Origin of the sequence: Candidatus Nitrospira neomarina, from assembly GCF_032051675.1 — a bacterium.
Classification (GTDB): Bacteria; Nitrospirota; Nitrospiria; order Nitrospirales; family UBA8639; genus Nitrospira_E; species Nitrospira_E neomarina.
Window position 1 is genome coordinate 1,825,776 of sequence record NZ_CP116968.1, and the last position, 18,165, is coordinate 1,843,940.

Here is an 18,165-nt window from a genome sequence, read left to right on the forward strand (position 1 = left end):
GGAGTGAGGAAAACACGTGTTGAATCCTTGAGGGGACTTCTATCGATGCCTTCTCGCCCTTTGCCCGTGTTCACGGCCTCCTCCGTAGGCTTAGCCCGCCCCAAGCAGCGGCCACCCTTCCGTCGAGAGTCTTCAGGACAATACGGGACAAGCCTTTTTGTACCCTCACTTATGAGTTCCCCTACGGGATTCTGTCACTCATCTAGCCATGAAAAGAAAAAATTCGAAAAATATTCAGCAGTCCTTCCGATACACCCGGCCTCTTCGTTTATGCCTGCACTCAAAGGCCGATAGACCACAGGCCTGGGCAAGCCAGGTTGGTGCGGTGCCATGTTAGACATGAAATTGGGCTTCATACAAACCGGCGTACAATCCTCCTCTCGCCAGTAAGGTGGCATGATCGCCTTCTTCAACGATCTGTCCATGCTCCAGGACCACAATCCGATCCACGGTTTGCAGCGTCGACAACCGATGGGCCACGATAAAGGTCGTCCGCCCCCGCATCAACTCATCCATCGCAATGCGAATCTCGACTTCGGTTTCGGTGTCAATATTGGAGGTGGCTTCATCCATGACCACAATGGGAGGATTTTTGAGCAGCACCCGGGCAATGGCAATACGCTGTTTTTGCCCTACGGACAATTTCACCCCGCGTTCCCCGATCCAGGTGTCATACCCGTCAGGAAGTGCTTGAATAAATTCATGCGCTTGCGCAGCGCGCGCCACGGCTTCGATTTGATCGTGTGACGCCGACAAGTCTCCATAGGCCAGATTGGCCCGCACGGTGCCATTGAATAAAAATGGCTCTTGCTGCACAAAGCCGATTTGCTCTCGAAGGTAGAATAATGGGAGATGACGAATATCGTATCCATCCAATTCAATCGCTCCCGCCCCTACATCGTAATACCTGAAAAGCAGTTTCATGAGCGTGCTTTTTCCCACCCCGCTCGGCCCGACCAAAGCCACATGCTCCCCCGCCTCCACCGTCAGTGAAAGATGTTCATAGACCGGCATCTCCGGCCGATAGGCAAATGCCATATCCTTCCATTCGACTTTTCCCGACAACCGGGGTTGAACGGGACGAAGCTGTCCCTGGTCCGGCACGGCCGGCTCTGCATCTAAGATATCGAACACCCGTTCACTGGCCGCCAAGGCATGCTGCAATAAATGATTCACCGAATGGATTTGGTTGACCGGGGTATAAAACAACACCAGGTAGGATAAAAACATGACTAGCTCACCGGTGGAGAGACGACCCGCAACCACCTCGCCCGCCCCATACCAGACAATCAAGACGGTTCCCAGGCTTCCGATGAAAATCATTCCCGGAGAATAAATCGACCATAAATACATCGCTTTCAAATTCGCCTGGCTGTATTTGTGGCTCATGTCACGGAAACGCGTTTGTTCGTAGGGTTGCCGATTGAATCCCATGGTTTCCCGAATCCCGGACAAGGAATCCTGCAGATAGCCATTGAGTTCAGCCGCCTGCTGACGGATTTCGTGATAATACCGATGGACCCGGCGGGTAAATCCCACGCCTCCGATAATTAAAATTGGAATCGGCAGCAGCACGAGAACGGCCATTTTCCAGTTCAGCATAAATAAAATAGTGGTAATGCCAACCAGGGTCAACGTCGCCGTTAACATGCCCTCAAGCCCGTCAATAAAAATTCGTTGCACATGCTCCGTATCGTTCACGACACGCGACATGATTTCACCCGTCGAGCGGTTTTCATAATAGGTCAACGACAGGCGTTGCAGAGCCGCAAACACTTGTTGTCGAAGCCGATGCACCACCCGTTGCTCAAGCGTGTTGTTGAAACGGATCCGGAGAGAATTACAGAGATTCTTCAATCCATAGGCCAGGAACAATCCGACCAGCACCCAGGTCAGGACATCCATATTTTTTGCCGGGATGACGTCATCAATCACGATTTTGATGAGCCAGGGTGGCAGCAGTTCCAGTGCCGTCGTGACCCCGGCAAAGAAGAAGGTGACGCACACGAGCCCGCAATAGGGGGCCAGGTACGACAGAACTCGGAGGAGTGATTTCACGGGAAGTCTGGAAACCTTTTTTCGTCGACAGATGGCGTGATCCTGATAGGAATCACGGAAATACACTCGTAGAATTGATGAGCAGAAAACGCTCGACGGTTAGCTCTATCAAGCAGGGATTAAATCACCGGGGCGGATTCTTCACGCCAATAGGCATCAAACTCTTCCAATTGGGTCAGGGTCGACATATCAGCCATTCGATCAATGAACAATTTCCCGATGAGATGGTCCATTTCATGTTGGATACACACCGCATAGAGCCCGTTGGCTTCGAAGTCCTGGAGTACCCCTTGTCGATCATAGGCCTGCACACGGATCATGGACGGCCGAACCACCTTCCCTCGCATATTATCAATACTGAGACATCCTTCCCACATTTCACCCTGTGAGGGACTATAAAACACAATTTTAGGATTTATGAGAACGGTCTTGGGAAAACCACCCTTCCCCTCACATTCCATGACGACAATCTGTTCCGAATGTGCGACCTGCGGGGCTGCCAATCCGATCCCCTCATACTGAACCATCGTCTCGAACATATCATCGAGGAATGCCTGAACCCGTCGACTCCCGATTGATGCAGGGTCCACAGGCGTTGCCTGTTGCCGGAGAACCGGGTTGCCGATTTTTGCTATAGGTAATACTGCCATACACCTTACTCCTTTTCGCGATCGTCTAAATCTGTAATCTCATATGCATGCCACTCCTTCGACCACCGTCCGGCGACGAGCCCAAACTACTCTCTTTGAAGGATCGGTGTTAACTCACATTCTGGTCTGCCGGTGATCGGGGGGGGGTTGCGGATGACGGTGTCACACCCAATCGGTCTTTATTCTCCTCCCACCAAGCCCACCATTCCTTCACCCATTCCTTTCTGTCTTCGGGTGTCGAAACTTCCCAATCATGGATTGAGCCACTGAATTTGGTGAGAACCCAGAAAGAATCCCGCGCGGTGATCGACACATATTGCTCTGGATCTGAAATGGCACTGATAATAACCGGCAGCACTTCTTTTCGAGGCACCCTCCGTGATTCAAACACAGCCGTGTTTCGAATCGTGGAATTGGGGTCTTTCACCATCACCTCGATGGCCGGAATGACTTGGTTGGGGTCCAATCGTGTTGCCACACGCAAGGCATGGGACCGGATTCGTGATTCTTCATCCGGATTCATGGCCACTTCCAGTAAGCCCGGGATTGCAGAAGCATCATTCACCATGGAGAGGGTTTCCACGGCGTTGAACCGGACTCTGGGCACCGGCACCTTGAGCGCTTTCACTAAATACGGGATCGAATGTTTGCCAAAAAAGACAAACTCTCCCATGGCCCAGAATTCCTGCCGGCCCTCAAGCATGGGGATAAGCGCTTCCAGACGCTCATGATCCTGGGGCGTGAGAGTTTCAGGGGATTCCGTCGCCTCAACCCCCGTGGATTCTGGGGGAGGAGGAGCATCATAGGGCATTTGCGTCAGATAGACGGGAAAAGAACTTCTTCCTGGTTCTTGAGCCCACAGCGGGGCGCCGCACAGGAAAAAAGCCCCAACCACCCAACATATTGTCTGTGACCAATTGGTGATTTGCTTCGTCATGACCATCCCTTTCGTGAAACCGCGTATATGAAACTTCGCAATCAGATAGTCTAGTAGCAGATGGCTAAAAGGGTCAAGCCAAACTAGTGTACTTTCAGCTCTGTCCAGGCTCGATCATAATAGCGAATGGCCTCCTGCACATCCTCCAACCACTCCATTCGGGCAAGCATATCACTTGGCGGATAGACAGCTGTATTCGTGCGAATGTCTGCCGGCAGACGATCCCGAACATGGCGATTGGCTGAGGCAAATAATAGTCGCTGCGATGTGGCAAGCGCCACATCTTCATCTAAAAGATAATTGATAAAGTCCATCGCCAGGGCTTGTTGACGGGAACTGGCCAAGACCGCCAGACAATCCGTCCACATCATTCCGCCTTCCTGGGGGAGGGCATACCGGATTGACGGGTGCTCACGCATCGCCCTGGCGATTGGCCCGCCCCAGGCATGCGCTAACACCACTTCACCGGCCACGAGAAGTTGGTCGAACTGTTCACTCGTATAGGCCTTGACCAATGGCTTTTGCCTCATCAACTTGTGTTTGGCTTGTTGAATGGCCTGGGGATCGACACTATTGAGCGAGTAGCCTAACGTCTGAAGTGCCATCCCAAAGACTTCCCGTTCATCATTCAGCAAGCTGATTCGACCGGAAAATTTCGGATCCCATAAAGCCTCCCAACTGGTTGGCGGCTCCGTCACTACATCAGCATTATACCCCATTCCAACCGTGCCCCATAAATAGGGAATGGCAAACCGGTTTGTGGGATCAAACGAGAGCTGTCGGAGGTGAGGCTCCAGGTCCTGCACATGAGGAATTTTTGCCGGATCCAACTCAGCCAGCAATCCCAACCGTCCCATGATGCCCGCCATAAAATCAGATGGCACCACGACATCATACCCGGTCATGCCGCTCTGCACTTTGGCTAGTAACTCTTCATTGCTACTAAAGGTATCAATCACCACCCGAACCCCTCGGGTCGCTTCAAATTTGGCCACCACACCAGGATCCACATAATCGGACCACGTGAAATAATACAGTGTAGAATGCCGGGAAGATGGGGATTCCGGGGATGTCGAAGATTCCGAACATCCTCCCGCCACCAGGAGGGCCAAGAGGACGACATACAGGGATATCAGATGACTCACATGCACCCTTTCATCGATACGAAGATTCAGCCGAGGCCGGTGTGGACCGCTGCTGAACAAACCAGGACAACCCCACGCACAGCATGGAGACCACCACCATGACCGCCGACAAGGCATTAATCTCCGGGGTCATCCCTGTTCTGATCATCGAAAACACTTTGAGTGGTAACGTCGTCGACCCGGGACCGGACACAAAGAATGTCACCACAAAGTCATCCAAAGATACGGTAAAGCCCAATAGGCCTGCCCCCCAGATGGCCGGGCGTAATAAGGGAAGCGTAATCCGGGTGAGCACCTCCCATGAGGTGGCACCCAAATCACGTGCCGCGTCTTCCCAGGCAGGGTCCAGCTTACGGAGTCGTGCCCTGACGATGACGATGGTCAATGGGAGATTAAAGACCATGTGTCCGATAATAATGGTACCAAACCCCAAGTGAACCTGACACAAGACAAACACCATCAATAAGGCCACACCCAATAAAATTTCCGGTATGACCAGGGGCAATACCAGGATCATATTGACCCAGGATTTTTCCGGTCCTTGACGGGTTTCCAGACCAATGGCGGTCCCCACTCCAAGGATGAGCGCCATACCGGTTGAGAGCAAGGCAATGACCACACTATTGACCGTGGCCTCGAGAATCGCCTGGTCCATCGCCAGCTTTTCATACCACTGAAACGTGAACCCTTTCCACGCTACTCCCATCGTGGAGGCGTTAAAGGATAGTCCGATCAGAATGAACACCGGCAAATATAAAAACACCATGACCAGCAGGCTCATCACAATGAAGCTGGACGGCATCCGATTCATGACGGATCCTTCTCAACGGACGTACGACCCAACAGAAACCAGAGGAGAAGGACCGTTCCCATTAATCCGAAAGAAAGCGCGGATCCAAACGGCCAGTCTCGTGCGACCAGAAACTCTTGTTGAATGAAAGTCCCCAGCATCATGTTTTGTCCTCCCCCCAACAGATAGGGCGTAATAAAGGCCCCGAGGGAAGGAATAAAGACCAATACCCCACCGGCCAGAAAACCCGGAGCACTGAGGGGAAGCAGCACATGTCGAAACATCCCGGCCATGGACGCATATAAGTCAAACGCCGCATCCTCCAATTGCGGAGAAATACGTTCTATGGCCACCACCAGAGGAAGCACCATGAAGGGCAGATAGCCATAAACCAGTCCCACGAATACCGACAGATTGGTGAATAATAGAGAAAGTGGCTCATCCACCAATCCCAACCTGATTAACAGGCCATTCAGAATACCGTCCGCTCGAAGGATTAGCACCCACGCATAGGTGCGAACCAAAAAATTGGTCCAAAATGGAACCATCACAAGAGTCAGTAATATGAGTTGCCAGGGCCGGGAGGCCCTGGCCAGACAATACGCCAAGGGAAACCCCACCACCGCACAGATGAAAGTCGTCAATCCCGCCAAGAAAAGAGAACGGAAAAATATCACTCCCACAAGCGGATCGAAGACACGTTGATAATTTTCCCAGGTGGGGATCCAGGTAATTCCCCCATACATTCCCCGACTCGCCAGACTGACACCAAAGACCAATATCAGCGGGAGAAAAAAGAACAGGCCTAAAAAGAGACTTGCCGATAGGAGGGACAGTTTGACAGGAAAAGCGGAAGGTGTGTCGGAACGATTGTTCAGCATGGTGCCGGATGGGCGGGCAAGACCAGTCCCTCCTGTGCCCGCCATTGTACATATACCGGCTGACCAACGGCCAATGGCCTGGCCTGCGCTTCGGCGATTGGCACACGAGCCATCCAGATCGCCTCGTCTCGAAGCCGGACATGATAGACCACTTCATTCCCGGAAAAAGCCACTTGGTGCACAATCGCCGGAAGCCTATTCTCATATCCGTTGGGCGACATGTCAGAGGACACATGGAGGCGCTCTGGGCGAATCATAACCGTGACAGCCCCCTGGAGAGATTTATGCGGTGAACACGTGACCTTCACGGGTGCCAAGACGTCATGATCAACCCGACACCATCCACCTTCACAGGAGGCAATCGTACCGGATAAGACATTGGAAAGACCGATAAACTGAGCCACCATCGAAGATACGGGACGATCATAGATCTCCTGCGGCGTCCCCACTTGCAAGACCTTCCCACCCTGCATGACCGCAATTCGATCAGACAGCATGAGGGCCTCATCCTGCTGATGAGTCACGCAAATAAATGTGGCTTTCACCTCCCTTTGTAACCGCTTCAGCTCTCCTTGCATCTCCTGACGTAACTGCTGGTCCAAAGCAGCCAAGGGCTCATCCAATAGCAGGACCACGGGACGATTCACTAGGGCTCGTGCGAGCGCCACCCGTTGCTGTTCCCCTCCCGACAATTGCCCTGGCAGGCGCTTCTCCTTTCCTTGCAGACGCACCAGAGCCAACATGTGACTCACCGCCGTGTGAATATTGGCTTGACCTTCCCCTTTCATGTGTAAACCGAAAGCCACATTCTCAAACACTGACAGATGCGGAAAGAGGGCATAGTGCTGAAACACCATATTTACCGGTCGCTTATGAGGAGGATCTAAGGTGACAACACGTTGCTGAATAACAATGTCCCCTTGGTCGGGTCGATCTAATCCGGCAATTAATCGAAGGATGGTGGTTTTCCCTGACCCGCTCGGACCCAATATAGAAAAAAACTCTCCGCTTTGGATAGACAATGACACATGATCCACCGCCCGCACGAGGCCATGAGTTTTGATAACCTTATCGAGTACGACGCTTTCATTCACGAGCCAGAGATCCCTTCGGGAGGAATGGACAAATCACCAGGGTGACGATTCTAGGAAGGGAGGAAAATGGAAGTCAATGCAGGGACAGCAGCCTTGCCATGGTAACGGCAATCACTTGAAGGGGAGCGATGAGCTAGAAAAATCTATGCCGATTGTCGGTATGGCTGAAGATCCCCTTTTGGCATTTGAGGCGGACATATGCATCAGGGACGGCATGCCACCGTATGTTCGGAGCTTTCGACGGTAAGTTACCTTGTTTTTACAGACATGCCCCACTTCCATTGGGAAAGGAGCACTACTTCCGGCCAACGAGTGTTCAGGCACCTCATTCCCTCGTCTTGCCTAATTACCACACACCCCATTTTTCAACCGAGATATCGTGGCCCCCTAATACACACTTTTTCACCCGGGTCGCTGTGGAAGGGCGGAAGATTCCATGTGTCGTTGCTCAAAGGCCACCACGGCATCGACCGAATCATAGATAGGCACGATCTGCGGAAAATTGACAAATGCTAACATTTCACGGACTGCCGGCTTTGGATTGACCATACTGAGTCGAATGTGCTTCCGATTGAGGTGATGATAGGTGAGAAATAGTTTGCCTAAGGCACGACTATTCAGGGTGGTCAAAGCTTCCATATTCAGAATGATGTGCTTGCCCTGTATTTCCTGCACTTGTAAGACAGCCGCCTCTAAAGCAGGTTCCGCAGACCCATCAAAGCATGCCCCGAATGTAATAACATGCATATCGTCAATGGGAGTCGGTTGGGTAGGCATCGTAGACATCACGGTTGGATAATTTCCATTTCGGTTTTTCTCTTTGGCAACTTAAAAAAATTCATTTCTCATTTCCGGAGGATCAGGCAACCGATCGGACTTCAGGCTTTTCCTGCATAATCGGAATAATGGTGGCTAAACCCGCCAGATCCAAAAGTGCCCTCACAGAAGGCTTTGGATTGATCACCGTCAAGGCCATGGCTTTCCTTCGAAGCGAATGATAGAGCAACAACAGTCTTCCAATGCCTGCACTATCCATAGACGATACTCGTGAAAAATCCATGACGACGCGCTGGCAAGGTCGTCCCTCTCCCGCCGCCAACGCCGTTTCCACCGGGACCCGTCCAAATTTATCGAACCGACCAGAAAGCATTAAGATTCTCGTTCCGTTCTCCCACCGTGCTCGTACCAACATGTACCTGTCCCTCCTTTATTGTCCCTGACACATTTTGGTATTGAATAGCCTCTGTTTTGGTATCCTTCAAACCAGATAATCAGCAACAGATGTGCCACGCTCACATTTGAGATATTCGGGGCTCCGCATTTTTCATATCGAAATTTTCCTTCAAAAAACAGGTGTGTATAAAACCAAGCATGACACCAGGCTCTCGACCTCCTACCAACCGTCAAGCAGACCTTACCCAATGGGTAAAAACGTTCTATGGGAGTGTTGAATAATAAGGATGTTCAAGGGCAAATTTGCCCAGGATTAGATTATTCAGCAAAGGCTCCGGGTCGGTTCAAAAAAGTCCGTCCAGCAAGGCCGCAGCCGTTTTTTCGCGCGGAGCGTACGGCTTAGTACGTGAGCACGGAAAAATGGCGAGAACGCCGCTGGCGGCTTTTTTCAACAGACCCTCTATGGGAAATCTAATGGACAGTGCAGTTTCCTGCCCCCCCACATGTCACACTACAGTGGAATAAGGGGGCCCCAACAGACAAGAAAGGCGATGACGGGCCTGAAGACGCGCTAATAGTTGGGAAATCTGAGGGAAAGCCAAAAAAGTGGCAATCTACTCCCCCTCCTACAAACATCCTGGAATGTTTTTTTCCGAATTCTTTCGCCCTCCCCTGGGTTCATCGGTTTTGGCCCTCTTCTCACACCTAAAAACGAATTTCATTCTCCTCCTTTGAGAGACCGAAAGAGGAGGACATCCTGAATCTGTCCTCGTCATCAAACTAGCTTCCCTGTGTATGTGTGTGTGTGTGTGAATAAGATACGGTCTGTATTAATTCCGATACTTGGGTTTGCAAGGTTAGATCGAAACTTCCCTTTCGCAGCTTTCCCTGTTTCTTTTAATAAAACAATTAGTTAGTCGCGTGACAGCCGGTCAGCTTGATAGGCGGAAATGTGTGGCATTAAGGTTGCTTTTTTCATAAACCAAGAAGAAAACGGAGGAATAAGGAGGACACCATCATGGACTGGACAACATTATGGATAATCGAAACGGTATTAGCGTTTTTGGGAGTTTTCTCCCTTCACTGGTTCCGGGGTTAGCCAAACACATCTCTCAATTTAGAGGGGTGATCATTAAGACCAATTATTGAGAAAGGATTTGTAGGCGATGCTGAATCAAGCACTCTCCTGGTGTCCAGTAGAAGCAGTTAATTGGGGGAAGCTTTCCCCCACCTATCCTTTTCGATTCAATGGGCCAGGATACCTTTACTGTATGTGGTGTGCACATTACATTCGATTGGTTGCGGTCTCGAAAGAAGGGGCTAAGTGTTCAGACTGCCACCGTGACTTGGCTGTTGCCCTTAGTTAATTCCGGCAGAACTTCAAGGTAGGATCTACACCCTCAACCGTTCTTTTTTGTATCCAATGAAACAAATTACAGAAATTTAGAAAATCCGATTGGGAAGGATTCAGTCAAATGGCTTCTTGCTAAGAGAGAAAGCCCTCAAGGAGAATGGTTAATTAACGATAATGCGAAACACTGAAAAATTACATACCAGCTTACACCGGAAAAGAAACACGAAAACAATATAATCTGCAAATTTACGATACAAGGTGAATCATTCCCTCTGTCATGATCAAAACCTTCCACTAAACTTCATCCTCCCTGCAGATATCATCCTCGGTTTACTATCACATCTTGCATCTGTTGTGAAGATTTCCATGCGGATGCGTGACAGCCTAAACCCGGGACATACGATAAATACCCTACCTGAGGTAGCCCCAAGACGACATATTTCCTAAAACAAATGAAGAGTTTGCTTTTTGTTGATCCTCGGGGCCTGGATTAGAGGATCATAGACCTTGGTCATTCGGATGGCTGAAGGAAGAAGCAAAGAACATTCTAACTGTAGATTTTCTGTCGCACCGCCTCGTGCTCGGAGGCATAGACAGGAATGCAGTCGGGAAGGTGGCAGCCTTCCAGTGCGGCTCGGACGTTAGGAGAAGGCCCCACGATACTTAGCCCAATGCGTTCGGGTTGTAGTTTATGGTACCAGAGATATAAGAGCCCGAGACCCACTGAGTCAATTCCGGTGATGCCCATGAAATCCAGGATGATGTGTTGACATCTCATGCCTTTGGTGCCGAGTATCAGGTCCCCGATACCAATTGTTGATTGTCGATCAAACCGTCCCGTGAAGATGATAACGGTGGATTGGTGATTCATTTTTTCGCAGACTTGGAGCATCTAATTTACCTCTTAATTTGTAAAGCACCAAAATGGGAAGTTTTAATGCGTAGAACTGTATTCAATCTTTTCCGGATGGGCCTAACAATTACCCGTTAAGACTAGAGTTAGGTATCCGCGATCTTCTTGAACCACTTACACACAAAAGAGAAACGACTCATGGAATTGCAAAAAATGACGGGGGGAAAGGGGGTATTTCCTGGCGTGGGTAAATGAGAGTTTCTAGGAATTAGTGGGGTATGACAACCGGAACAAAGCTCAAGCGCTCGAAAACTCTCACCACGCACCGACCGGGGGGGTAAGCGAAATAGCTCAATACTAAAAATGGTTTTATGATGGAGAAAATTGGCCCTGAGCGGATCAAGGGTCCAACGACTTTTCAAGCCTCAACCCTCTGATATTTCGGACCACAAATTTTAATGCTGGTATCCTTAGGCAGGGATATTCAATTCGATGCAGCGGAAAGGCATACAAGACTGCTTCTTCAGAATAATCGCATTCCAGGACCCCGGCTTCATGATTTCCGGTTAACGGCCATCACCATTAGGCAACGTGGGTGGATAGATCATTTGACTCTCTTGCGCATCCCCGGACATGAGACCATGGCCAACCTTACCCGGTTCAACAGCTACCGCGCGCCTGACCTTCAACTGTAGATTCAAATGGTGCCGGAGACCGGGGTCGAACCGGTACGAGCTGGTAAGCCCGAGGGATTTTAAGTCCCTTGCGTCTGCCTATTCCGCCACTCCGGCATCGCAGAGATTGGCGACGAGACTCTACCACTCCTTAAAAACCGGTGCAAGATTTTCAGGCAGAAACATCGGTAGGGTATAACCTCATGCATCCCTCAGTTAATTCCTTTTTTCTTTTGGTTTGATGCCAGGCGTACAGGTCAAAAAACAAGAGGATGCGAATGTGTCGCATCCTCTTGTTCGAGGACCACTGAGGGTCCTATGAAAGTCAAATCCTTAATTGACTCGAACAACCATATGATTCCGCCGATTCTCCTGAAAACAATCTTCACTGTCGTTTTGACAAAACGGTCGCTCTTTGCCGTAGGAAACAATCTTTATCCGGTCCGGTTGCACACCCAGATTCACTAAATACTCCCGTGCTGCATCGGCCCGCTTTTGACCAAGCACCAGATTATAATCCTGTGTCCCCCTTTGGTCACAGTGACCCTCAATCGTCAAGGCCTTTCCAGGATTCGCTTGTAACCATTGCGCTCCTTCTTCAAGATACTTGGCGGCGCTACTGGAAATATTCCAACTGTCGAAGGCAAAGTAAATATCCTGGACCTGCCCATGTTGGATCCCCACGGAACCACTAAAATTCGACTCAATTATCGAGCCATTCGTATCGGCTCTCCCTATTCCCACTGAAGCCCGCCCTGGGTGACTACGGCCATTGACAATGTTTGAGTCAGGATCGACATACTCCGGAGAAGGTCCGCCATGTTCCTTCTTATATGTTTCACCCCAGGTCGCAGGATTTACTCCTGCTTGAGAAGAGCCATCATTGAGAGCCGCGGACTTTGACGGATCACCATAAAAATCCCGGCTATTCTTGCCGTTTCCCAAATAGGCATTTGCCCAAGCTTCTGGATCAGGATTTTGACTGGACGCCATTCCATTTTCAAATCCAGACACAGATCCATGTTTAGGACCAGATCCATTCACGCCAGGGTATTGGTGTCCATAGCTTGAACCACCTTGTCCCAATGTTCGTTCCGCTCCCCGAATGGTTTCTGGATTCGAATTTGGATCTGCCCCATTGACTCTGTCTTGAGAATCGGACCCATTTGGATGCTGAGAAGCCTTGACTCCATTAACCCATCCACCGTTTTTTCCACTCCCCTCAACTGATCCGTTGGCCTGACTCATCCTTCTATTGGGATCGAATGAATTTTCATCTTCACTTGAAGCCATCCCATCCCCTTCCGAGTTAGCCCCAGTTCGGACCGAATGGCTACTACATCCTGAAGCCATAAGGACCCCCAGCATGACAACGACTATTAAGTTGCTACGATTTGGACAAACCCACATGAGATCCTCCTGGTGCAATGGTGACTGTTTGTATCATGAGGTAAAGGGGAAGATTAGTCCTTCATCCTCCTATACGGAATAATTTCTAAAAAAATCCGCTTAAATTTTGTTCATTCTTCTGCAATAGACACGTGCAATTCCTTATCGGTTGCTTTGCAGAAAAGTTAAGGATGCCCCATAACATATGAGATATGGCCCTATTGAGCACTGTACCGGGAGCACCACCTATCAGTTCCACCTCACCAACATGTAAAAATGAGAACAACCCTTCCCTCGCTGTTTCTGAAGGAAGAATAAAAGGGTAAATTCCCCGGTCCGGTTGAACCGGGGAATAGGGAAAGATATTTTATGGTTAAAGAAGAAAAAACGCTGGAATGAGAAATACGGGGTCAGAGCTTTGAGGCTGGGTCCTGTAAAATCTCCGATTGATACCAGACCCAGAATTTACCGACTCCCTCCGGCACGGATGTTTGCGGATCATACCCCAATAGCCTGCGAGTCTTGGAGATATCGGCAAAAGTGTAGGCGATATCGGCATCTAACATAGGGGCGGGAACGAGCTGTGCCTGGCGTCCGGTCAATTGTTCAATGCCTTTGACAAAGTCAACAAGAAGAACCGGCTCGCCTCGTCCAAGATTCAAAATTTCATACCCCATCGGATGGTCAACCGCCGCAACCAGGCCACTGACAATATCTTCGACATACGTCCAATCTCGATGCATGTTTCCATTGTTATAGAGGGGGACTTCACAGCCGGTGAATATGTTATCTAAGACTTTATAGGCCATCATATCGGGACGACCACGAGGGCCATACACGGTAAAAAATCGAAAAACGGTGCAATCCAGACCATACAAGTGGTGATAGGTATACCCTAGCAATTCACTTGCTCGTTTACTCGCCGCATAGGGGGCAAGCGGTTTATCACACGAATCTTCCGGAACAAAGGGAATTATCTTTGTATTGCCATACACCGAAGATGTTGATGCAAACACAAACGTTGGGGAAGGCGAATTTTTGCCCTGTGAACCAATCCGCCCCACACACGCATCCAATAAGGCCATCGTTCCCATCACATTGACATCGTAATACAGCGCAGGATCATCAATAGACACGCGAACACCAGCCATCGCCGCTAAATGGATGACAGCGTCAAAATGATGATCAGAGAAAAGATGTGCAACCAACTCTCGATCACGAATATCTCCTTTGAGAAACTGAAACGTGCCAGGCCATTTGCCGGTTTTGGCATGTTCGGTTACCTCTCGAAGGTTTTTCTCTTTACGGACAGGATCATAGTAATCATTGAGATTATCAAGACCAATTACTTGATCTCCACGTCTGACCAATGCTTCCACTGCATGGCTTCCAATAAATCCCGCAGCACCGGTTACCAATATCGTTTTACCCACGGACACTCCTTTATGTTTCTTAAAGGGTTCATATTTGGCACATCTCCTCGCTGACTTTCAAATTGATACACTTCTGCATTAATTTTTTTCGGCAACTACCGTGTGCTGCTTGATAAGCAAGGGCAATCATAGGTCGACTATCTCTAACTCTTGATCACTTCATTGACCTGAATCAGACTTTCGTGAAAATGACGACAGACTCCACATTCACTTGAGGGACCTTTACTCCATTGCTACAATGCGGAATGCTTGATCTTATTGTGTGTGGGATCGTAAAAGATCCCGAAACCCTAGAAATCACCGACCTAGGAACCGGAAAAGATTTCGAAGCCGAAGTCGTGGTCTACAATTGTGATTGTCATACCTACCAACAAGTCGTCAGTCTTTTTTGCCAAGTGATTCCCGGGATGACCCCGAAAAAAGCCTTTGAATTAGCCTGGCAGATTGATCACCACGGAAGTGCAATTGTCTTTCAAGGTGACATAAAAAACGCTGATGTAATTGGAAAGCAGCTGGCAGCAGGTGGCTTGCGAGTTGAAGTCCGCTACTGAATTCTGACACCACACGACAGAATCGTCTACTTCCCCAAGTTATTTTTTCTTCACGCGGGCCGGTCTCGCAGACAAGGTAGATGTTTTTTTGGCTTTGGCGACTGGAACAGATTTTTTATTTTTACCAACTTTGGGAGCAGTTTGTACGGGCTTTCCGTCTGAGGGCTTTGACCCTTTGACCTTTCCAATTTTCTTGGGGGGCAATCCGGACTTCATTTTTGACTCTTGCACTGAATTGTGGGGTGAGGAGACAGGCGTCATGTCTGCTGGAGAAGCTCTAGAGTTTTTACCCAATTTCTTCACGCCTTTGCCCGTGCCTTTCCCTGATGACCCTGTTGGCGTGGGCAAGGGGAACGATGGGAGTTTCTTTTTTTTCAGGGCGTCACCTGAAAAAACACGAACTTGATACAATTCGAATAACGATTCAACCGCCTTTTGATCCCCTTTCCGTGCAAGCGTGAGAAGGCGACGGCGTTGATTCATTTCTTCTTCTTCCGTATGGGAAGTGACTCGCCGCTCCATGCTCAACTCCTTTCCTTATCGCTAAATCGAACTTCTGACATTCCACTGCAGACCGCATCTTACACTAAACCCCATGACATTGGCAATATTCCCTAATGAACATTTCTAGGCCTTAGGAAGTAAATTTTTAAAAGAAAATTCACATGAATTTTGTTCAATACCGACGTTTGGAAAAATCACCATCAAGAGGCCAAGATAAAAAATTAAACCGGACACAATAGCCTTTGATTTTTCGTGAATAAATATTTGTGGCCTTCTCACGTCGAATAAGGGGTGCCCATTATTCTGAGTTGTCCCTGATGTAAAAAACTTCAGACATGATTCCCGTTCTCACCAGAGAATATTTGCAAATCGAATCGTTCCCCTAAAGACAAACCTTCAGACAACCTTCGCTTACCCCTTTCTATTCTGAACAAGAGCTGCTTGATTGACAGTCCAAAGAAACCACCGATATAGTGTTTTGACTTTCCCCATTGAATTTTCAAAGAAATTCCCATTTTGTGCTGCTTCGTTCATTCTTATCCAAAGGCTATTCTGATGACCCAACGCACCACCCCCTATGACATTGAACAAATTGGATATACCCTTGTGCGATTCAATAGTACAGGAATATTTGAAACGCACAAAGACCACATGGTAGATCCCTATGCCGATACACGACCCCCTAAAGGTCCGCAGGTGGAGGGCATTCAATTCGCCCCACAAGAGGCTAACAAAATTTTACCGGCTATGGTCCTCCTGCATGACCGCTATGGACTCACCTCCCACATTCAGGAATTAGCGAAAGGTCTCTCCTGTCAAGGGTATGTCGTCTTAGTTCCCAATTTGTATGTGAGACAAGGTGGGATGGTGACGGCCAATGCTGAAGTGGCCGATGCCTTAATGGAGCGAGTCAATGAACAACAAGCCTTGCAGGATATCAACGCCAGCTTTGAATTTCTCAACGCCAACCTCACAGAAGATTCCTTATTGGAAAGAACCACCCGCAACGCCCATGCAGTGATCGGTTTTGGCATGGGGGGAACCCTGGCAATAAAAACTGCGGCGCATCGGCGTCGCCTCCAGGCCGCAGTGGCAATCTGTGGAACTCTGCCTACCGATCTTCAATTGGCTCAACGCTTGTATTGCCCTCTCTTACTCCAGACACCAGGACAAAGTGATCTCAATTCGGCAGAAGAACGTGACCAGTTTTGCCAAATGGCCAAAGAAGCTGGAAAAAAGATCGAAGTTCGATCTTATCCTGAAGCCTCTGATGAATTCTGGCAAAGTAGCACTCCGAGCTACCGGGCATCAGATATGGAAGAAGCCTTGCAGACCTCAATAGACTTCATCAATGCGATCATCAACAAAACGATATAAGCTTCAATTTGATTTTCGAATACCATGGCCGACTCGTTTCATCAATTCTTTCCGACCGAGCACTAACGATTACTTTGAGAAATCTCATGGCTTGGCGGGGCAATCGAAATAGAGGGTTGATTCTCTGGCTTATTGGCGCCCACATTTATATTTTCAGTTCTCTTTCCCCTGCATTTGCCGATCAGGAATCAACCGGACTCCCCTGGTCCTTTCTTAAAGAACACCGTACACAAATTCTTCAGCTTGCCTCTGATGATGAAGCCCTAACCTTCTTTACATCCACAATCCACCGTGAGGCTAAAGGCTCTCGTATTAACAAGAAATCCCCATCAGCCCCTACGCAGTTGAACCTGCCAGCAGAGATCATCGAGACCATTATTAGCTACTTAAAATCTCTGGCAGTCTCCAATCATGCGCAATTATTTCGAGAGATCCTTGTAAAGCCAACAACAGGCATCCCGCCACTTTCCGATGTGATCCCCGGCGAAGCGCACCTGCAATGGATCATGACCCACTCCACCCTTCAAGGCTTGAAACCCATAATTGATGGCTATAGACAAGTATCAGCCTGGTCTCACATGACGACTTCCCAGCCAGACCCCCCTGACGAAGAGTTTGCTAAATTTGCTTCATATTACGACCAAACTTATCAGGAGTGGGATGAAAGCCCACAATCCTGGACAAGCCTTTTTACACAGCACGGCCAAAAAGGTATCGAGAATCGATTACTCGAGTATTGGCAAACATCGAATCACCCGGCCAATACGCACCAGCCCTTCCTTCCCATTCAAGATGCCTATACCCAACATTACATCGAAACCCGCCTTTTACCGATGTTTAGAATGAACCTACTCACCAAAACCAGCGAATTGGAGGCCACGGCGTATGGGAAAGCCTGGGAGGGCTGGCAAAAAATTCAGCAGTGGCAACAACAGGAACAAACCAATTCTGCCAGCACTCGGCTCTGCGGAACCTGGCGATGGATAGTTCATAACCACCAAAACCATGGGGACCGCAAAATGACCGTCACCTTTTCGCCTCCTGACCAATCCTCACCCTCTCAAATTGCCCCATCCGCCATTGAGATTCACGGGGATACGGTCTATCTCAAATGGACATTTCCCCAAGGAGTTCAGGAGGATAGTTTGCTCCTCAGCAACAATGACTCCCATCTTGAAGGCACTTTTAAAAACTCCCTCGGCCCTTATGGCAGTATTTCGGGTAAACGTTTGTCAACCTGCCAACCCTAGACTTTCTGCCCGGTCCGTTTGTTCTTTATCTCTCTTCCCCATTCTCCGAAAA

General features: G+C 49.1%; 17 protein-coding genes and 1 tRNA gene. 4 read left to right on the forward strand and 14 right to left on the reverse strand.

The window, feature by feature from the left end:
• Positions 1 to 333: 333 nt before the first annotated feature.
• The 10 genes from PQG83_RS08105 to PQG83_RS08150 form a co-directional block, all read right to left on the reverse strand.
• A complete protein-coding gene (locus PQG83_RS08105) occupies positions 334 to 2,058 on the reverse strand; it encodes an ABC transporter ATP-binding protein (protein ID WP_312748395.1) in 1,725 nt (574 codons plus the stop codon).
• A 119-nt stretch (positions 2,059 to 2,177) separates the two neighbouring features.
• Positions 2,178 to 2,708, reverse strand: coding sequence for a peptide deformylase (gene def, locus PQG83_RS08110; protein ID WP_312748396.1), 531 nt, complete (start codon positions 2,706 to 2,708; stop codon positions 2,178 to 2,180).
• Between the two features lie 109 nt (positions 2,709 to 2,817).
• Positions 2,818 to 3,645, reverse strand: a complete 828-nt coding sequence (locus tag PQG83_RS08115) for a HEAT repeat domain-containing protein (protein ID WP_312748397.1) — start codon at positions 3,643 to 3,645, stop codon at positions 2,818 to 2,820.
• Positions 3,646 to 3,728: 83 nt separating this feature from the next.
• Entirely contained in the window at positions 3,729 to 4,790 is a 1,062-nt protein-coding gene (locus PQG83_RS08120) for a polyamine ABC transporter substrate-binding protein (RefSeq protein WP_312748398.1), read from the reverse strand.
• Between the two features lie 10 nt (positions 4,791 to 4,800).
• A complete protein-coding gene (locus PQG83_RS08125; RefSeq protein WP_312748399.1) occupies positions 4,801 to 5,601 on the reverse strand; it encodes an ABC transporter permease in 801 nt (266 codons plus the stop codon).
• The gene (locus PQG83_RS08130) at positions 5,598 to 6,506 is read right to left on the reverse strand and encodes an ABC transporter permease (protein WP_312748400.1); all 909 of its coding nucleotides are present in this window, start codon (positions 6,504 to 6,506) and stop codon (positions 5,598 to 5,600) included. Before PQG83_RS08130 ends, PQG83_RS08125 begins: the two co-directional genes overlap by 4 nt.
• Positions 6,455 to 7,555: an ABC transporter ATP-binding protein gene (locus PQG83_RS08135; RefSeq protein WP_312748401.1), complete on the reverse strand. Its 1,101-nt coding sequence runs from the start codon at positions 7,553 to 7,555 to the stop codon at positions 6,455 to 6,457. The genes PQG83_RS08130 and PQG83_RS08135 overlap by 52 nt, the downstream gene beginning before the upstream one ends.
• Positions 7,556 to 7,957: 402 nt before the next feature.
• Positions 7,958 to 8,341, reverse strand: coding sequence for an STAS domain-containing protein (locus PQG83_RS08140; RefSeq protein WP_312748402.1), 384 nt, complete (start codon positions 8,339 to 8,341; stop codon positions 7,958 to 7,960).
• A gap of 73 nt (positions 8,342 to 8,414) precedes the next feature.
• Positions 8,415 to 8,747 carry an STAS domain-containing protein gene (locus PQG83_RS08145; protein WP_312748403.1) on the reverse strand — a complete coding sequence of 111 codons (333 nt, stop codon included), beginning with the start codon at positions 8,745 to 8,747 and terminating at the stop codon, positions 8,415 to 8,417.
• Between the two features lie 1,882 nt (positions 8,748 to 10,629).
• Positions 10,630 to 10,974: an STAS domain-containing protein gene (locus tag PQG83_RS08150; RefSeq protein ID WP_312748404.1), complete on the reverse strand. Its 345-nt coding sequence runs from the start codon at positions 10,972 to 10,974 to the stop codon at positions 10,630 to 10,632.
• A gap of 419 nt (positions 10,975 to 11,393) precedes the next feature.
• Here PQG83_RS08150 and PQG83_RS08155 point away from each other — a divergent pair, with 419 nt between their 5' ends.
• On the forward strand, positions 11,394 to 11,630 hold the full coding sequence (locus PQG83_RS08155) for a hypothetical protein (protein ID WP_312748405.1): 237 nt from the start codon (positions 11,394 to 11,396) through the stop codon (positions 11,628 to 11,630).
• 7 nt (positions 11,631 to 11,637) lie between these two features.
• Here PQG83_RS08155 and PQG83_RS08160 read toward each other — a convergent pair.
• The 3 genes from PQG83_RS08160 to PQG83_RS08170 form a co-directional block, all read right to left on the reverse strand.
• Positions 11,638 to 11,726: transfer RNA gene (locus PQG83_RS08160), tRNA-Leu, on the reverse strand.
• A 216-nt stretch (positions 11,727 to 11,942) separates the two neighbouring features.
• The gene (locus PQG83_RS08165; RefSeq protein ID WP_312748406.1) at positions 11,943 to 12,902 is read right to left on the reverse strand and encodes an OmpA family protein; all 960 of its coding nucleotides are present in this window, start codon (positions 12,900 to 12,902) and stop codon (positions 11,943 to 11,945) included.
• 506 nt (positions 12,903 to 13,408) lie between these two features.
• Entirely contained in the window at positions 13,409 to 14,431 is a 1,023-nt protein-coding gene (locus tag PQG83_RS08170; RefSeq protein WP_312748407.1) for a GDP-mannose 4,6-dehydratase, read from the reverse strand.
• A gap of 245 nt (positions 14,432 to 14,676) precedes the next feature.
• Here PQG83_RS08170 and PQG83_RS08175 point away from each other — a divergent pair, with 245 nt between their 5' ends.
• A complete protein-coding gene (locus PQG83_RS08175) occupies positions 14,677 to 14,982 on the forward strand; it encodes an ATP-dependent Clp protease adaptor ClpS (RefSeq protein ID WP_312748408.1) in 306 nt (101 codons plus the stop codon).
• Positions 14,983 to 15,021: 39 nt separating this feature from the next.
• Here PQG83_RS08175 and PQG83_RS08180 read toward each other — a convergent pair whose 3' ends face one another.
• Positions 15,022 to 15,504 (reverse strand): hypothetical protein, encoded by a 483-nt coding sequence (locus PQG83_RS08180; protein WP_312748409.1) that lies wholly within the window; start codon positions 15,502 to 15,504, stop codon positions 15,022 to 15,024.
• A gap of 537 nt (positions 15,505 to 16,041) precedes the next feature.
• On the opposite strand from PQG83_RS08180, the gene PQG83_RS08185 reads away from it, so the two are divergent.
• Both PQG83_RS08185 and PQG83_RS08190 read left to right on the forward strand, forming a co-directional pair.
• Positions 16,042 to 16,863, forward strand: a complete 822-nt coding sequence (locus PQG83_RS08185) for a dienelactone hydrolase family protein (protein ID WP_312748410.1) — start codon at positions 16,042 to 16,044, stop codon at positions 16,861 to 16,863.
• Between the two features lie 86 nt (positions 16,864 to 16,949).
• Positions 16,950 to 18,113 (forward strand): hypothetical protein, encoded by a 1,164-nt coding sequence (locus PQG83_RS08190; protein WP_312748411.1) that lies wholly within the window; start codon positions 16,950 to 16,952, stop codon positions 18,111 to 18,113.
• Positions 18,114 to 18,165 lie beyond the last annotated feature (52 nt).

Bases quoted from the DNA above. Each gene is read 5' to 3' on its own strand.
- def (WP_312748396.1), bottom strand. From the start codon at position 2,708: ATGGCAGTATTACCTATAGCAAAAATCGGCAACCCGGTTCTCCGGCAA.
- PQG83_RS08155 (WP_312748405.1), top strand. From the start codon at position 11,394: ATGCTGGTATCCTTAGGCAGGGATATTCAATTCGATGCAGCGGAAAGG.
- PQG83_RS08145 (WP_312748403.1), bottom strand. From the start codon at position 8,747: ATGTTGGTACGAGCACGGTGGGAGAACGGAACGAGAATCTTAATGCTT.
- PQG83_RS08140 (WP_312748402.1), bottom strand. From the start codon at position 8,341: ATGTCTACGATGCCTACCCAACCGACTCCCATTGACGATATGCATGTT.
- PQG83_RS08185 (WP_312748410.1), top strand. From the start codon at position 16,042: ATGACCCAACGCACCACCCCCTATGACATTGAACAAATTGGATATACC.
- PQG83_RS08165 (WP_312748406.1), bottom strand. From the start codon at position 12,902: ATGGCTTCAAGTGAAGATGAAAATTCATTCGATCCCAATAGAAGGATG.
- PQG83_RS08130 (WP_312748400.1), bottom strand. From the start codon at position 6,506: ATGGCGGGCACAGGAGGGACTGGTCTTGCCCGCCCATCCGGCACCATG.
- PQG83_RS08175 (WP_312748408.1), top strand. From the start codon at position 14,677: ATGCTTGATCTTATTGTGTGTGGGATCGTAAAAGATCCCGAAACCCTA.
- PQG83_RS08190 (WP_312748411.1), top strand. From the start codon at position 16,950: ATGGCTTGGCGGGGCAATCGAAATAGAGGGTTGATTCTCTGGCTTATT.
- PQG83_RS08150 (WP_312748404.1), bottom strand. From the start codon at position 10,974: ATGCTCCAAGTCTGCGAAAAAATGAATCACCAATCCACCGTTATCATC.
- PQG83_RS08180 (WP_312748409.1), bottom strand. From the start codon at position 15,504: ATGGAGCGGCGAGTCACTTCCCATACGGAAGAAGAAGAAATGAATCAA.
- PQG83_RS08125 (WP_312748399.1), bottom strand. From the start codon at position 5,601: ATGAATCGGATGCCGTCCAGCTTCATTGTGATGAGCCTGCTGGTCATG.
- PQG83_RS08115 (WP_312748397.1), bottom strand. From the start codon at position 3,645: ATGACGAAGCAAATCACCAATTGGTCACAGACAATATGTTGGGTGGTT.